We start from the raw sequence: 14,686 nt of genomic DNA, 5'->3' as shown, positions 1-14,686 counted from the left end.
CTACAACGCTCGGCATTTGAGACGATCGCAACGTCTCTCGAAAAGCGCCGACACTAAAGCATTCAGTCCCAGGTTAAACCGTAAAGACTGAGACTCAATCTCGCACAGCTTACGATAACCTCAAAAATGCTTTGGAAGTAGCGAATTTCCCTGTATAAATTAACTAACATTATCAACCTTTGTAATTAGACAGTTTCGAGGCGAAAACGCTTAAATGCTCTAGCTGCTTCAGGAATTAGCTCAATGTACCAATATCCATTCGTTTCATCTGCAAACCAATTAACTATTGCAAGTGCTGGTTGACCAAATTCATCATTTTTACTCCAAAAAACTTGCAAAAACTTGCACCTATATGACCAATTTGTCCAGGAGAATCACCATCATATTCAGCAGCTTCAGATAACTCCCAAGTACGTAATCTGCGATTATCTTTCATAAAGTAACAATGCTGATATAACTTATCCAAGATAGCTTTATGTCCTAGAGTTAATCCCTCATAAATTGAATGGAATGCCTCTAGATATTCTTCTTCGGAAAAAATTCAACGTTCAGCATATTTAATCACTTTATTATTCCCCTTTCTTTTTGCCAGAATACCAACATTGAGCAAAACAAAGCTTGATGCCAACGGCAATATTTACTATATCTCAGGTTTGAGATTGTCAAATCGCAGCAGAGGTTTATGATACCTTTGCTGCGATTTTAACCTTAATTGCGTGTAGCTTCCAGTAGGCGAGAAAAATAGAAGCGAGTCTTCGTCATTGCCCGTCGTTGCAAAGAAAAGCCATTGCTTTCTAAGATTTTCACCACATCAGCCTCACGATGCAAATATGCACGAGTGGCTTTACTTGGCCCAGGAAAGAAACTGCCAATTTTCTTGAGTATACTCAGGGCGCAAGTCTTCGGCGCAAAACTGAGAATTATCCGCGACTGTGCCAAAGAACAGAGGTGAGATATCATCTCATCGGCTTTTTCTTGAGGGTAATGGATGAGAACATCTAGGCAAATAACAGTATGGTAGCTACCACTCAACGATTCCAAATCCTGCACGGCAAAAGTAGGATTTTCGGTATTTCCCAAAGTTTGCTTTGCTCTATCTCTGCCTTCTTCTACCATTTTTTCTGAAATATCGGTGGCATAGACTTTGGCACCATCTACCGCCAGGGGAATGCTGAGACTACCAACACCACACCCAGCATCACAGATTGATAGCTCTGGTAAATTGTTATCAGCCTTTAGCCAACCGAGAACTGTATCCACAGTTTGCTGGTGTCCATTGCGGATGTCTAATTGGACTTTGTTGACTTCGCCATCGCCGTAGATTCGCTTCCAACGGTCAAACCCTGTGGAATTGAAATACTCGCGAACAATCGTTTTGTCGTCGGCTGCGTTCATAAACTTCGATTTTTAGGAGTTCCCAATGCTTAAAATTATCATTGATAGGAACCCATAAGAGCGGTCTTCCAGATTTTTCCAGATGATAGTTGGCCGATAAGCAAGGATACTTACGTGCACAGAAGAACTCAGGGTGTCGAATTCCAGCCCAGACGCGCAAAACTCAATAACAGGCAAAATACTTAATTTAACTTAGGTTTCATTGGAGTCAATGCAAGTAAAAACAATTGCGATCGCTTTTGTCTCAGTGATGGGAATCGACAAGAGCGATCGCGTGGTTTTATAGCTATTCTCCAAATTGCTCTTGAGATAATAACGGCTCAAATGACTGATAAGCATGATAATTATGAAAATGTCGAGCATATAAATCAACAATATCCTCAGATGAATCCAAGTCATCATACAAAACTGAATTTACGTCTACTACTTGCTGCAAATACCAAGTAATAGTTTCTCCATTTTCATTTGTATAGCTTACACTTTCATTTTTACCATAATTCAAAGCCTTAGCTTTTGCTTGCTCTAAAGAAGCAGCTTTAATCAAAACAAAGCTTTCTTGGTACAAAGGTTGACGATCGGGTTTATCTGAAGATGATTTGTAGAGAATTATAGCAATGTATAAAAATTCCGCTTTATTTGCACTTTCAGTTTTCATCTCATGTTCTCCACAGCTACTTTTTAAATCTATTATCATTCAATAATTTCCAAGCTTTTTTACCACTAGCCGATTTGTTTTTCTTGATGTCTTCTAAATAAGAGTTCAGAAACTCGCTCGGAAACTCTACTTTGGGATATAACTTAGTCCAAATAGCTTTGGCTTTATTCCAAACATCCTCACCTACTTTTTGAGATGCCCCTTCTACGACTTTCTTACCCACATTCAACAAAAATGGCAGACAGGGAGCGAGAAATTTAACAAGTAAAGCTATATCCATTAGTTTATGATGTCTATCTCAGAAATGTACATTTTTACTAAGTAAATTAACGCTTCTTTCCCTGTCACCTTGACGCGAAATTTAGCCCAATAATCGCTGCCAAGTTAGTTCTTTTGTTTCCTCATCCCAATACCAGCGTAATAAATTAGCGGCTTGACTCTTGACAATTCCAGGCAAACCAATTGCCTGTCTAGGTGCAGTGGTAGCTAGTAAAATGGCAGTCTCCACATCACAAATCCCCCACTTCACCAAATTCTGCACTCCCACTAATAAAGGTAAAGTCGTCCCCGATAAAGTGCCATCCGCCAGTCGTGCTGTACCGTTTTTAACTTCAATTTGCCGACTGTCCCAAGGATACACGCCATCGGGTAGCCCCAGAGGTGAAAGGGCATCGCTGACGAGGAACAGCCCTTTTTCTTCATAGCTAGCGCGAAGTAATATTTGCAGCATCGTGGGCGAAACGTGTTCACCATCAGCAATAAAACCACACATCACATCAGGATGAGTAATTGCTGCCCCTAATAATCCTGGTTCGCGGTGATGCAATGGTGGCATGGCATTGAAAGCATGAGTTACCATCGTTGCACCGAGTTCAAATGCAAGTTGCGCTTGGGCAGATGTTGCCTGAGAATGTCCTAAACTAACGGTAATTCCCAAAGAACGCAAATATGGAATTACTTCGCCAGTGGGATCTAACTCCGGCGCTAAAGTTATGACTTTTACGACGTGGGCATAATCTCCCAAAACCCGTTTTACCTCGTCAATTGTTAAAGGTAACAAGTACTCTGCTGGGTGTGCGCCGCGCTTTTGGTAATTCAAAAATGGGCCTTCTAAATGGACTCCGAGAATCTTGGCACCTGCTTGTTTACTGGGGATAATATCAGCGATCGCAGCAAGCGATCGCTGAATTTTTTCTACTGAAGTTGTCACAAGTGTCGGTAAAAATCCATCTACCCCCACATTCCACAAAAATTGCGTTATTTTCTGGAGTATATGAGCATTTTCAGCCGTTAAATCAGGAAATGCCAAACCCAATGCACCGTTAATTTGCAAATCAACGCCACCTAATGAAATCCAGTCACCTACAACATCGATCGCAGATGCACAGATGTCTTTCCCGACTGTATCCATTGGCAAGATTTGCTCTATTATGCCCTCTTGATTAACCAAGAGCATCTGCAAATCTTTGTAACCAGGTACTCTAGCATTGATAATATCTACAGGATTTTGTGTTGCTTGGGTCATCACACTGGCTAGGGAATAATTAAACCTGACCCGATTTTAGATGGAACAATCGGCAATTAATCCAAAATCCAAAACTTGTACTGAGCGAAGTCGAAGTATCCAAAATCCAAAATTCTATGACTCCCCTAGTTGGTATTATCATGGGCAGCGATTCCGATTTGCCCACTATGAAAGATGCGATCGCAGTTTGTGAAGAATTTGGCGTTGAAAGCGAAGTTGCGATCGTTTCGGCTCACCGCACCCCAGAACGCATGGTGCAATATGCTCAACTTGCACACCAACGCGGTATTAAGGTAATTATTGCTGGCGCCGGTGGTGCTGCCCATCTACCTGGAATGGTAGCGTCTTTAACTCCCCTTCCTGTGATCGGTGTTCCTGTACCCACTCGGAACTTACAAGGTGTAGATTCTTTGTATTCTATTTTACAGATGCCTGGTGGTATTCCTGTGGCAACAGTAGCGATCGGTAATGCCAAAAATGCCGGACTTTTAGCAGTACAAATCCTCGCAACTCATCAACCAGAATTGTTAGAAAAAGTGCAACAATATCGTCAAAGCCTATGTGAATCAGTAATTGCAAAGCAAGCAAAACTAGAAGAACTAGGCTATGAACAATATTTACAGCAGATGTTTTAATAAATATTAATACCAGAGCAGCAGAGGAGCATACTTCGACTGCGCTCAGTAACCGAGGAAGCAGAGGAGCAGCGAAAGAATTCCTAACTCTTGACTTAATGACAAATGACAAATGACAAATGACAAACCAAACTATTCAGATTGTTGCCCGTGTTATTGCTTTGCCTAACAAAGTAGAAGAACTAAAAGCTGTACTGTTGGAACTTATTGAGCCAACCCGTCAGGAAGCAGGTGCGATTAAGTATGAACTTTTGCAAAACCAATACGATCCAACAGACTTTACTTTTGTAGAAGAGTGGGCTTCTCATGAAGCCCTAAATACTCATCTAGATTCACCTCATTTCCAAACGGCAGCAGCTAAACTCGAAGGTTTAGTGACTGCTGCACCAGATATCCGCCGCTACCATCTTTTAGCATAGTGTCATCACACTAACTAAAAGCAGACTCTTTACTTTTGGGGATCGTTATGGAATATCTCAGCCTTAAATTCTAAGATTGAAGCGATCGCTCCAGAATCAATGCAGCATTCTGAAGTATCTTGATCCTGAGACCTTAGTCAAAAATTGAGAGCTAATGTGCCAATTGCTCGGAATGAATTGCAATGTTCCAACGGATATTTGCTTTTCTTTTGAAGGGTTTTCTGCACGGGGAGGAAAAACAGATGACCATAGCGATGGTTGGGGCATTGCTTTCTTTGAAGGAAAGGGATGTCGAATGTTTTTAGACGCTCAACCTTCTGTTGCTTCTCCGGTAGCGGAGTTTGTGCGGAGTTATCCCATCCACTCAACCCATGTCATAGCCCATATCCGCAAAGCTACTCAGGGTGAAATTGCCCTACACAATTGCCATCCTTTCCGCAGAGAATTGTGGGGTCAGTATTGGGTGTTTGCCCACAACGGTAATTTGCCAGATTTTGATCCAGAAAATTTGGGCTTTTATCAAGCTGTAGGTGATACCGATAGTGAAAAAGCATTCTGTACGATCCTAGAAACATTGCGATCGCGCTTTCCTAAAGGTAAGCCCGATATCAAGGAACTGTACTTTGTGCTGCAAGAAATTACTGCTGTAATTGCGAAAGTAGGTATATTTAATTACTTATTATCAGATGGAGAACACTTTTTTGCTTATTGCTCAACTAAACTCAGCTACATTATTCGCCAAGCGCCCTTTGCTGCTGCCCATTTAATTGACCAAGACATGACCGTAGATTTTCGGGAAGTGACTACTGAACGCGATCGCGTCGCTGTCATTGCTACCACGCCCCTGACTGACAACGAAGTTTGGACACAAATCCAACCAGGGGAATTACTAGTTTTTCAGGACGGTTTGCCCCTGAAATATGCATTCAGTTAATAATAAATAGTTGTTCGATTTTCCCCATTTAGATAATTTCTAAATGGGTTTTGTTTTTGATGCTCAGGACTGACTTGATTTTGTTGCCCTACATTGAGTAAAGGCGATCGCTAGAATAAACTGTCCTGAAAAATTAGCTATTCCCTAGCAAGTTGCTTGATGCATCAGATAGCTAATTGCGATGCTTACGGTGGGCTGCGCCTACGCAATTTGATAGTTGAAAGTAAAAGCATTTTTAATTTTTCATAGAACTGGTAAAATCACCATGTTCTTGATAAAGAATCTGAGGTTTTTTGGTGTTTGCAACTAGATACATGGAATCATCCAGTATTATAAACAGTATATAACCGTATTCCCATCAATTATCTGTAGATTTAGTGGAGGAAATAGAATGAGTTTGTGGCAACGCCTACTGAAAAGATTACAAGCGATGTCTTACGACAAGCTGCTTCTGTGCGAGACGCTCCGCGAACGCATCTACGCTGAACATAGAACGTATCGGTTCAGACTAAGTTCGCTCAAAGGCTTTGTATCACTCTTTTTGGTAGGTACTGTATTGAGTGTAGCCCTTGCCGCCTGCTCTGGTGGAGGAACTGGGAGTACTTCTTCCTCTGAAACCCCTGCTGCTAATGCTACTCCTGTGGCTGCAAGCAAAGATAATGTTGAACTGACTCTAGTTTCCTTTGCTGTCACCAAAGCCGCTCACGAAGCAATTATTCCTAAGTTTGTAGAACAGTGGAAAAAAGATCATAATCAAACTGTTGTCTTCAAGCAAAGCTATGGTGGTTCTGGTTCCCAAACTCGCGCTGTTATTGATGGTTTGGAAGCAGATGTTGTCCACTTGGCACTAGCTGGAGATACCACAAAGATTGAGAAGGCTGGATTAATTCAGCCAGGATGGGAGAAAGAAGTTCCCAACAATGGTATCGTCTCCAAATCAGTTGCAGCATTAGTCACCCGTCCAGGAAATCCTAAAGGCATCAAGACTTGGCAAGATTTATCTAAAGACGGTATCAAACTAATCACTGCCGATCCTAAAACATCAGGAGTTGCTCGTTGGAATTTCTTAGCTCTTTGGAATTCAGTGATTAAAACTGGTGGAGATGATGCAAAAGCGACTGAATTTGTTACTAAAGTCTATAAAAACGTGCCTTTGCTGACAAAAGATGCCCGTGAAGCTACTGATGCATTTTTCAAGCAAGGTCAAGGTGATGCCCTAATTAACTATGAAAATGAGATCATCTTGGCAGAACAAAAGGGTGAAAAGTTGACTGCGATTATCCCTGATGTCAATATATCTATTGATAATCCCATCGCAGTGGTAGATAAAAATGTTGATAAGCACGGTACGCGTGAAGTTGCCGAAGGTTTTGTCAAATATCTATATACCCCAGAGGCTCAACAGGAGTTTGCAAGATTGGGATTCCGACCAGCGGATGATACTTTGACCCTAAGTAAAGAAGTTGCAGACAAATTTCCTAAAGTGAAAACCTTGGGTACAGTTGCAGACTTCGGTGGTTGGGATGGAATCAATAAGAAATTCTTCGCAGATGGAGCTATTTTTGACCAAATTCAAGCCAAGAAAAAGTAATTAGTCATTAGTCAATCGTGGGTTGGGTGGTTAGTAGAAAAAACACCCAATCACTAACAAAAAACTTCGGTGTTGCTGAATCGAGTTATGAAGATGGATGTAGAGACGTTGTAATGCAACGTCTCTACAAAGATTTTAAAATGACGCAAAATTATTTTTCATATCCCAATCAGCAACGCCAAAACTTCTTATGAATTTTAGATTTTGAATTTTTGACTATGACGACTGTATCTCCGTCTGTGGAAGTTGAACGCAAAACACCGTTCTGGAAAAAATTGGGGCGGGTTCCTTGGACTTGGCGAATCACCATAGGATACCTGACAGTGATGTTGTTTATCCCCATAGTTGCCATGTTCTTGAAAGCAAGTACGGAACCTCCGGCGAAATTTTGGGCGATCGCAACCAGTGATATCGCATTAGCAACATACAACGTAACTTTTGTGACGGCAATATTTGCTGCCTTACTCAATGGCGTATTTGGAACTCTGATTGCTTGGGTTCTGGTTCGCTACAACTTTCCCTTCAAGCGCTTGATTGACGCCACAGTAGATTTACCCTTTGCACTACCAACTTCTGTCGCTGGGCTAACCCTGGCAACAGTTTACAGCGATAACGGGTGGCTAGGTTCGCTACTAGCACCACTGGGAATTAAGGTATCTTTTACCCGCACGGGAGTAGCGGTAGCAATGATATTTATCTCACTACCTTTTATTGTGAGAACTGTGCAACCCGTGCTTCAGGAAATGGAACATGAAATTGAAGAAGCCGCTTGGTGTCTGGGTGCTTCTCAATGGCAGACCTTCTGGAAAGTGATTTTGCCACCTTTATTTCCCACAATTTTGACTGGTGTTGCCTTGGGTTTTTCCCGTGCAGTTGGAGAGTATGGTTCGACTGTAATTATTTCTTCCAATACGCCCTATCAAGATTTAATCGCACCTGTGTTGATTTTTCAACGCCTAGAGCAGTATGACTATTCTGGTGCAACAGTAATTGGCATAGTTTTACTATCAATTTCGTTGGTACTGCTATTGGCAATTAATTTCTTACAAGGATGGGCAAGGCGATATGACAGTAGATAAGCCAAGTTTTCACTCATCATCTGGGTCTGATACAGATACAGCCAAGCCGAAAGAGCAGAAGAGTTGGGTGCCAATAGTTTTAATTGGGATAGCGATCGCCTATTTAGCCTTAGTTCAATACATCCCGGCAATTAACGTTTTTGTCCAAGCCTTCAGCAAAGGAACTGGGCCGTTTCTGTCCAACCTGACGCGACCAGCTTTTATCCATGCAGCTTGGCTGACACTGTTGTTAGCTGTGATTTCTCTACCTTTAAATACGGTATTTGGTTTATGTGCAGCTTGGGCGATCGCTCGTTATAAATTTCCTGGACGCGCCGTAGTTTTGAGCATTATTGACCTGCCCTTTTCAATTTCGCCCGTAGTTGCAGGATTAATGATTGTCCTACTTTACGGCCGCAATGGGTGGTTTGGCCCTTGGCTTCAAGCCCATGATATCAAGATTATCTTTGCCTTTCCAGGTATGGTACTGGCTACAGCCTTCGTGAGTATGCCCTTTGTCGCGCGGGAAGTGATTCCGGTTTTAGAAGAGTTTGGTAAGGATCAAGAAGAAGCTGCTAGAACTCTAGGTGCGAAAGATTGGCAGATATTTTGGCGCGTCACTCTACCCAGTATCCGTTGGGGTTTACTCTACGGTTTAATTTTGACCAACGCCAGAGCAATGGGTGAATTCGGAGCGGTTTCAGTGGTATCTGGTAACATTGCTGACCAAACCCAGAGCCTACCACTGTTTGTAGAAGACGCTTACAAACAATACGAAACGGAAGCGGCTTTTTCTGCGGCTGTACTGTTAGCGTTGTTAGCAGTAGTAACCTTGGTGCTGAAGGAGATTCTAGAACGGAAAACCCGCATTAAAGATGTTGAATAGAAAAATCAAGCAATTATAGTTATCTTTTGAATAGGATACAAGCAAATCATGGGACATGGTACGATCTACCTAGTACCTATCAGGAAATTACCGTTAGGGTTAAGAGTAGTTCTGTACCAATCCCGATTAGGGATTGAAATAACTCAGATATGGCTACTGACAATACACTTACCAATAAACGGATTCGACTCAGAATTCCTAAAGATTATCACCAGGAACCTGTCATTTCTCGCCTGGTGTCTGACTACGGACTGATTGTGAATATCACGGCAGCGATTTTGGGAGCTAATGCTGTCGGAGATGGTTGGTTTGACCTTGAACTACAAGGAACAGATGCACAAATTCAAAGCGGGTTAACTTATCTCCGCGATTTGGAATTGGAAGTCTGGGATGATACTAAAGCAAGCGATTGGTAAGAGTTATAGCAACACAAACAGTTTATTTATCTGGTTTTAAGAGTCTTGCAACCCGCAGATCCCTGACTTTATAAAAGTTGTTGGGGATCTTGTTTCTCATGAATGATTCAGAATTGCTGTAGTGATTTCTCTACAAAAGGGTATACCAAATACCGTTATTATTTTGACGTAAAATACGGTATCTTCCCTCAAGAAATTCCAGCATTTTTGGGAAATTTTTGTTGATAGTAGGCTGCTGAATATCATCAATAAAGATATAAGGAGGCTTAGATGAATCTAACTCTTCTAAAAGTTTTGTCCATTGCTCAGGCAGAAAATATTCAAGTGCCCAACCACGTAGTGATGTTGCCTGAGTTCGATTGGAGAAGTAGTAAATAGATGGATCGCCAGCTACATAAATCTTGCCAGGAAGACTTCCTGGTTGGGAGATAAATTCAGCCTCTGAACGAAGAGATGGATATTTTTCTCTAAAAACAGTCTGATATTTGAATCGTGCCTCTTCAGTTAAAGCAAAGTTATTATTAGCTAGAACAACACTCTTTTTTATCAAAGTGTGCGATAAAGGGAAGAAAAACAAAAATATCAGCAGAATTGTCGTAAATGGGGAACTCAATTTTCTTAAAGACTCCCATAAAACATCTAATCCTTTAGTAGCTAAAATACCTAAAGGTACAAATAATAGTAAATAATGGTATTCCCAAAATGCGCCACGTTGTAGAGCAATCACACCCCAAGCAAAAATACACCAAATAACAAGTAGCAAAGTCAATATATTCTTAGACTTACGTAATGATACATCTATTGCAACAGTAGCGGCTAAAATTAGAGGGTAAAAATTATTTAAGAACCATTTGATTCCTGCAAAAAGCCCACTTGGGTTAAATTGAGAATTAGCAACAATCCGAGGTGGATATAAAAAAAATGTCTCATACAAAATTGGTAAACTATTAAACCAGGCAAAATAGCTAACAATACATAAAATAGGAAATATAATTCCCATAAAAATGGGAATAAAAATTTCTACAAATACTTTTGGAATTGGCTGCTGTTTGATAAGCAAAGAATATATCAAAATAGTTAGCCAAAAGGAAAGTAATACTAGTAAAAGTATTAATTTAAATGTGATGACAATTCCACCAATCAAGCCTGATAGTAAAAGTATAAAAATTTTTTTTCTACCTTCATGTTTAAAAGATTGAGAAGTTAACCAAACACAAGTAAATAAAGGCAAACTAACTAATGCCTCTACTTGAGTAAGATGCCAAGGCTGTGAAACAGTATAGTAAACGCCAACTGTTAACAAAGGTACTAGACTTGCGATTATTGGATGCTGAAAATAGCTTTTTAGACTCAGCAACATTATTATAGATAGAAATACCATGTAAATAAGTTCAAAGAGATGGATGCCAATCTCATTAAAACCAAATAAAGTTCCTCCTAAAAAGTAAAAGCAAAAAATCCCCGGTTGCTTCACATCCCAAAAATCACGATAGAGTAACTTTCCTTGTTGCATCTCCAAAGCACCAAGCCTAAAAAATGCTTGATCTCCATCAAATGGAAAAGGTACATGGATAAGACCAATAATTACAATTGCAATCAAAACTAAAAAGTCAATTTTATTTAATTTAGTAATATTAATCATTAACCTTTATCATCAAAGTCAAAGCGACTATTCTACAGTCATTAATATCCTAACAGAGTAAAGATCAAGGCAATTTTAGGATATGAACTTAAAGTTTAAAGTTTCTGCGATCGCGTCAACACTAACTTTTCATTTTATTAAAAATTAGCTGAAGCATCAAAAATATTTAAGTAAGTAGGTAAGAATAAATTAAAGTACATTAAGTAATGTAAAAAGCATAATTTTTCTCTACTTTGAAGGCTCTAGTCCCCAAAGTAGAGCTAGAGCCGCTTAATCTAAACCTTTAATTATTAACACCGTTCTACTTCTCACAAGAGATGGCAGTTATTGCTGGAGGAAATAAGTATGAATAAAAACTTTCCTTCCAAGTAGAGCATCTAACATCGTCCACTGCCTAAGTCTCAAGTTGCGGGTGGATTACTCAAACTAGACTATCTCTGGAAAAGCTACTTCTATAGTATTTTGGTAAAAATGTCAACCGTATTAACCTCAAACCAGTCAAAATATAATGAGTTTGATTTACGTTATTTTACCCATTGTATTTTTTCAGTCTTTGTGGGAGTCTCCTTTACATAACAAGTAAGTACATAAAATCGATAGAGTTGCAGTATTTTAAAAAAAGCTAGAAATATGAAAATTTTTATGAGGCTGACATTCAAGCAGGCACAGTTGAGTTGTGAGGGTACGGCATCAGCAAGATTCTCTGCCAAACCCAAAAATTGCGATAGCTATTGGGAATTAATCTGATGTCTCAGAGTAAATCTGTAGAATCCGCTTCAGTCCACAGTCGAATTCTCGTGCCTCAACGGTATAACAGGCAACCTGTAATTTCTCGACTGGTTTCTCGTTATGATTTAACCGTCAATATCAAAGCTGCATCCCTGACATCTGACAGTGACAGCGATGGCTGGTTTGATTTGGAACTTTCAGGAAATCCTCAAAAATTGACAAATAGCCTATCTTACTTGCAAGGATTGGGAGTGAATTTACTGCAACTAGCGATCGCTAACCAAATTCAACCCAACCAGCACACTCTACCTTTCCCAAATTCAGCTATCAAACTGAGTCCCAAAGACTCTGCATGGCTGACAAATAAATGGCAAGAACAATTCCAGCAATGGATTTCTCAGGGTCAAACCAATCGATTACGCTTGCAACTGTGTATCTTAAAATCTTATTACCAAGAACCAGTAATTTCCGAGTTAGTTTCTAGTTATGGACTAACAGTCAATATTACCAGTGCTATACTTCAACCCGATACGCAAGATGACGGCTGGTTTGACTTGGATTTGTGGGGGAGAACAAAGCAACTCTACTCTAGCTTGAGTTATTTAGAAAAACTGGGACTACCGATTTGGCTAGATTTGTCTAGCGTTTATAGCGATGTCTACGACGGGCTACGCCTACGCTAATTAATAAAATTATCACTATCCAATGGCAGCACTAAATAACCAAAAAAACAATTCCCAAAACAGATTATCACTGGTTTCTTCAGTTTCTGAAAAAAGCCAAGTTACTCAGATTCGTCTGCGGATACATATTCCCAAATGCTATCTGCAAGCGCCCGTGATTTCGCAGTTAATTTCTACTTGCGGCTTAGTAGTTAATATTACCAAGGCTATGCTACAACCAAATGCAGAAGGATACTTTGACATTGAACTGCGGGGAACAGTGCCACAAATTTATCGCGGTTTAGCTTACCTAGAATCCTTGAATCTTAGAATTGTGGGCAAGCCGAATGCCGACGGCGATAGCTGGTTTTACTAAAATAATTTAAATTTCATAGTACCAAATTTCTTCTTCTCGCAACACAATTCGATGTAGGGAGAGGCGATCGATCAAGCCCTCTTGCTCAAACTGCCCAAGAACACGGGTGATAGTAACACGAGTTGAACCGAGCATTTCCGCCAGGTCTTCATGAGTCAGACGCATATCTATTAAACGTCCCTTCTCAACTTCCGAACCAAACTTTTTGGATAACCATGCCAATAGCTTGATGAGCATAGTATCCACTTTTTTATGGCTACGAATGATCATCAATTCTTGAGCCTGTTGAATATGGGCAAGTAGAGTTTCTGTTAGTTCAGTGCATTTCTCTAGAGGTAAAACTGTTGCCTCCACTTTAGTTAGGCATTCCATCTGATAAGGTTCTAATTTTGACAACCTCTTACCAACGATATCTCCAGGGCCCCACAATCCTAAAGCAACAGTTGTACCATCTTCCAGATAGCTAAAAGTTCTCACAAAACCCGTTTCAATCTTCCAAAGGTCGTTATGGTGCTCTGGCAGAAATGATCTACGGGCAAAAAGTTGCTTAGTATTGTTACTGCTTGAACTAGATAAGCTTGTGTACAAAGACACCATATTATAATACTCTTCCCCGATAAATTAACCGTAGTACTACATTTATATCAGGTTATAAGAACCTATGGGTATTTTAAAAACGGGAGTGGGGAGCAGAGGAGACAAGGAAGACAAGGGGGACAAGGGGGACAAGGGGGACAAGGGGGACAAGGAGACAAGGAGACAAGGGGGAATTATTGAACAAGTCTCTCCCTTGTCTACCCCCTCTTCCTTGTCCACCTTGTCTCTTCTCCATACCCAATTCCCTAAATTAAATTCCTGCACCATCAAGAAAATCTTCAATCATCCCATCAGAGTTTTTGCTCTTAGGGTTGTCGGTTAATTCGTCGCCAAGCTCAGTTGGGGACAAACTTGATTGTTCCAACTGCTCAAACTGTTTCTCTAGAGACTTGACGCGTTCAAATAAAGCGCGGATTACTTCAGCTTCTACGTCGCGTACTTTATCATGATCCAGAACATTGCTATTTAAGTTGTTCTGACGAGTTACGCGCCCTGGAATCCCAACTACAGTCGTGTTACTGGGGACATCTCGTAGTACCACTGAACCGGCTCCGATACGGACGCGATCGCCAATTTGAATATTTCCTAATACTTTCGCCCCTGCTCCCACAACTACATGAGAGCCTAAAGTTGGATGGCGTTTGCCGCTTTCTTTCCCAGTCCCGCCAAGGGTGACACCTTGATAAATCAGAGCATAATCCCCCACGATCGCAGTCTCACCAATCACAACTCCCATACCGTGGTCAATAAACACTCCCTGGCCAATTAATGCCCCAGGATGGATTTCAATTCCGGTTAAAAACCTACTAATATGAGAGATGAATCTTGGTATGAAGGGAATTCCAATTTTATACAGCCAGTGCGCCAATCGATGAAATACTAGAGCTTGGAGTCCAGGGTAACAGAACAATACTTCTAGCCAGTTACGGGCTGCTGGGTCACGCTCAAAAATGGTTCGCAAATCAGTTAGTAGCATACTCTGTTGAGATTTTTGTTGGTAGGTGAGGCTCTGAAAACAGAAACTCAGGATGATTCCCAGAAAAAGATCGAGTCCTTATATGGGAATTGTGTAATATCAAAATCTACGGTAAATCGATAGAGTATAGTGTTTTTGTGGGTAATAAGTGGGATGCTATCACATTCCACAGTTGAAAAAAATTAATTTC

17 protein-coding genes are annotated in these 14,686 nt (G+C 40.6%); 9 read left to right on the top strand and 8 right to left on the bottom strand.

From position 1 onward, the window contains the following. Positions 1-283: 283 nt before the first annotated feature. The 5 genes from V7K45_RS09745 to nagA form a co-directional block, all read right to left on the bottom strand. The gene (locus V7K45_RS09745; RefSeq protein WP_335002758.1) at positions 284-436 is read right to left on the bottom strand and encodes a hypothetical protein; all 153 of its coding nucleotides are present in this window, start codon (positions 434-436) and stop codon (positions 284-286) included. Positions 437-708: 272 nt separating this feature from the next. Then, complete coding sequence (gene bchM / locus V7K45_RS09740; protein ID WP_289797917.1) at positions 709-1,395, bottom strand: magnesium protoporphyrin IX methyltransferase; 687 nt, start codon at positions 1,393-1,395, stop codon at positions 709-711. 286 nt (positions 1,396-1,681) lie between these two features. Next, positions 1,682-2,089, bottom strand: a complete 408-nt coding sequence (locus V7K45_RS09735) for a DUF4288 domain-containing protein (RefSeq protein ID WP_335002755.1) — start codon at positions 2,087-2,089, stop codon at positions 1,682-1,684. Then, a complete protein-coding gene (locus V7K45_RS09730) occupies positions 2,067-2,330 on the bottom strand; it encodes a hypothetical protein (RefSeq protein ID WP_335002753.1) in 264 nt (87 codons plus the stop codon). The genes V7K45_RS09735 and V7K45_RS09730 overlap by 23 nt, the downstream gene beginning before the upstream one ends. An 81-nt stretch (positions 2,331-2,411) precedes the next feature. Beyond that, on the bottom strand, positions 2,412-3,575 hold the full coding sequence (nagA, locus tag V7K45_RS09725) for an N-acetylglucosamine-6-phosphate deacetylase (RefSeq protein WP_335002751.1): 1,164 nt from the start codon (positions 3,573-3,575) through the stop codon (positions 2,412-2,414). A 116-nt stretch (positions 3,576-3,691) separates the two neighbouring features. Here nagA and purE point away from each other — a divergent pair, with 116 nt between their 5' ends. The 7 genes from purE (at position 3,692) to V7K45_RS09690 (ending at position 9,514) form a co-directional block, all read left to right on the top strand. Then, entirely contained in the window at positions 3,692-4,210 is a 519-nt protein-coding gene (gene purE / locus V7K45_RS09720; RefSeq protein ID WP_335002749.1) for a 5-(carboxyamino)imidazole ribonucleotide mutase, read from the top strand. Positions 4,211-4,329: 119 nt separating this feature from the next. After that, positions 4,330-4,629, top strand: coding sequence for a putative quinol monooxygenase (locus V7K45_RS09715; protein ID WP_335002747.1), 300 nt, complete (start codon positions 4,330-4,332; stop codon positions 4,627-4,629). A 154-nt stretch (positions 4,630-4,783) separates the two neighbouring features. After that, on the top strand, positions 4,784-5,563 hold the full coding sequence (locus V7K45_RS09710) for a class II glutamine amidotransferase (protein ID WP_335002745.1): 780 nt from the start codon (positions 4,784-4,786) through the stop codon (positions 5,561-5,563). Positions 5,564-5,954: 391 nt separating this feature from the next. Then, complete coding sequence (locus V7K45_RS09705) at positions 5,955-7,154, top strand: sulfate ABC transporter substrate-binding protein (RefSeq protein ID WP_335002743.1); 1,200 nt, start codon at positions 5,955-5,957, stop codon at positions 7,152-7,154. Between the two features lie 218 nt (positions 7,155-7,372). Then, on the top strand, positions 7,373-8,233 hold the full coding sequence (gene cysT, locus V7K45_RS09700) for a sulfate ABC transporter permease subunit CysT (RefSeq protein WP_335002741.1): 861 nt from the start codon (positions 7,373-7,375) through the stop codon (positions 8,231-8,233). Beyond that, entirely contained in the window at positions 8,220-9,098 is an 879-nt protein-coding gene (cysW, locus tag V7K45_RS09695; protein ID WP_335002739.1) for a sulfate ABC transporter permease subunit CysW, read from the top strand. Before cysT ends, cysW begins: the two co-directional genes overlap by 14 nt. Positions 9,099-9,247: 149 nt before the next feature. Then, positions 9,248-9,514 (top strand): NIL domain-containing protein, encoded by a 267-nt coding sequence (locus V7K45_RS09690; RefSeq protein ID WP_289797696.1) that lies wholly within the window; start codon positions 9,248-9,250, stop codon positions 9,512-9,514. Positions 9,515-9,644: 130 nt separating this feature from the next. On the opposite strand, the gene V7K45_RS09685 is transcribed toward V7K45_RS09690, so the two are convergent. Continuing rightward, a complete protein-coding gene (locus V7K45_RS09685; protein WP_335002737.1) occupies positions 9,645-11,156 on the bottom strand; it encodes a hypothetical protein in 1,512 nt (503 codons plus the stop codon). Between the two features lie 746 nt (positions 11,157-11,902). Here V7K45_RS09685 and V7K45_RS09680 point away from each other — a divergent pair. Both V7K45_RS09680 and V7K45_RS09675 read left to right on the top strand, forming a co-directional pair. Then, the gene (locus tag V7K45_RS09680; protein ID WP_335002735.1) at positions 11,903-12,568 is read left to right on the top strand and encodes an NIL domain-containing protein; all 666 of its coding nucleotides are present in this window, start codon (positions 11,903-11,905) and stop codon (positions 12,566-12,568) included. A gap of 22 nt (positions 12,569-12,590) precedes the next feature. Beyond that, the gene (locus tag V7K45_RS09675; protein ID WP_335002733.1) at positions 12,591-12,923 is read left to right on the top strand and encodes an NIL domain-containing protein; all 333 of its coding nucleotides are present in this window, start codon (positions 12,591-12,593) and stop codon (positions 12,921-12,923) included. Between the two features lie 6 nt (positions 12,924-12,929). Here the strand turns inward: V7K45_RS09675 and V7K45_RS09670 are convergent, their stop codons facing one another. Together V7K45_RS09670 and cysE are read right to left on the bottom strand one after the other, a co-directional pair. Continuing rightward, a complete protein-coding gene (locus V7K45_RS09670) occupies positions 12,930-13,520 on the bottom strand; it encodes a Crp/Fnr family transcriptional regulator (protein ID WP_335002731.1) in 591 nt (196 codons plus the stop codon). Between the two features lie 250 nt (positions 13,521-13,770). After that, positions 13,771-14,496 (bottom strand): serine O-acetyltransferase, encoded by a 726-nt coding sequence (gene cysE, locus V7K45_RS09665; RefSeq protein ID WP_335002729.1) that lies wholly within the window; start codon positions 14,494-14,496, stop codon positions 13,771-13,773. Positions 14,497-14,686: the final 190 nt, after the last annotated feature.

Source organism: Nostoc sp. (assembly GCF_036917375.1).
Taxonomy (GTDB): Bacteria; Cyanobacteriota; Cyanobacteriia; order Cyanobacteriales; family Nostocaceae; genus Nostoc.
The sequence above is the reverse complement of the archived record's forward strand: the minus strand, read 5'-3'. Positions and strand labels throughout refer to the sequence as shown.

Coding starts and splice junctions, on each gene's coding strand:
- V7K45_RS09745 (WP_335002758.1), bottom strand. CDS start 436: ATGAAAGATAATCGCAGATTACGTACTTGGGAGTTATCTGAAGCTGCT.
- bchM (WP_289797917.1), bottom strand. CDS start 1,395: ATGAACGCAGCCGACGACAAAACGATTGTTCGCGAGTATTTCAATTCC.
- V7K45_RS09735 (WP_335002755.1), bottom strand. CDS start 2,089: ATGATAATAGATTTAAAAAGTAGCTGTGGAGAACATGAGATGAAAACT.
- V7K45_RS09730 (WP_335002753.1), bottom strand. CDS start 2,330: ATGGATATAGCTTTACTTGTTAAATTTCTCGCTCCCTGTCTGCCATTT.
- nagA (WP_335002751.1), bottom strand. CDS start 3,575: ATGACCCAAGCAACACAAAATCCTGTAGATATTATCAATGCTAGAGTA.
- purE (WP_335002749.1), top strand. CDS start 3,692: ATGACTCCCCTAGTTGGTATTATCATGGGCAGCGATTCCGATTTGCCC.
- V7K45_RS09715 (WP_335002747.1), top strand. CDS start 4,330: ATGACAAACCAAACTATTCAGATTGTTGCCCGTGTTATTGCTTTGCCT.
- V7K45_RS09710 (WP_335002745.1), top strand. CDS start 4,784: ATGTGCCAATTGCTCGGAATGAATTGCAATGTTCCAACGGATATTTGC.
- V7K45_RS09705 (WP_335002743.1), top strand. CDS start 5,955: ATGAGTTTGTGGCAACGCCTACTGAAAAGATTACAAGCGATGTCTTAC.
- cysT (WP_335002741.1), top strand. CDS start 7,373: ATGACGACTGTATCTCCGTCTGTGGAAGTTGAACGCAAAACACCGTTC.
- cysW (WP_335002739.1), top strand. CDS start 8,220: ATGACAGTAGATAAGCCAAGTTTTCACTCATCATCTGGGTCTGATACA.
- V7K45_RS09690 (WP_289797696.1), top strand. CDS start 9,248: ATGGCTACTGACAATACACTTACCAATAAACGGATTCGACTCAGAATT.
- V7K45_RS09685 (WP_335002737.1), bottom strand. CDS start 11,156: ATGATTAATATTACTAAATTAAATAAAATTGACTTTTTAGTTTTGATT.
- V7K45_RS09680 (WP_335002735.1), top strand. CDS start 11,903: ATGTCTCAGAGTAAATCTGTAGAATCCGCTTCAGTCCACAGTCGAATT.
- V7K45_RS09675 (WP_335002733.1), top strand. CDS start 12,591: ATGGCAGCACTAAATAACCAAAAAAACAATTCCCAAAACAGATTATCA.
- V7K45_RS09670 (WP_335002731.1), bottom strand. CDS start 13,520: ATGGTGTCTTTGTACACAAGCTTATCTAGTTCAAGCAGTAACAATACT.
- cysE (WP_335002729.1), bottom strand. CDS start 14,496: ATGCTACTAACTGATTTGCGAACCATTTTTGAGCGTGACCCAGCAGCC.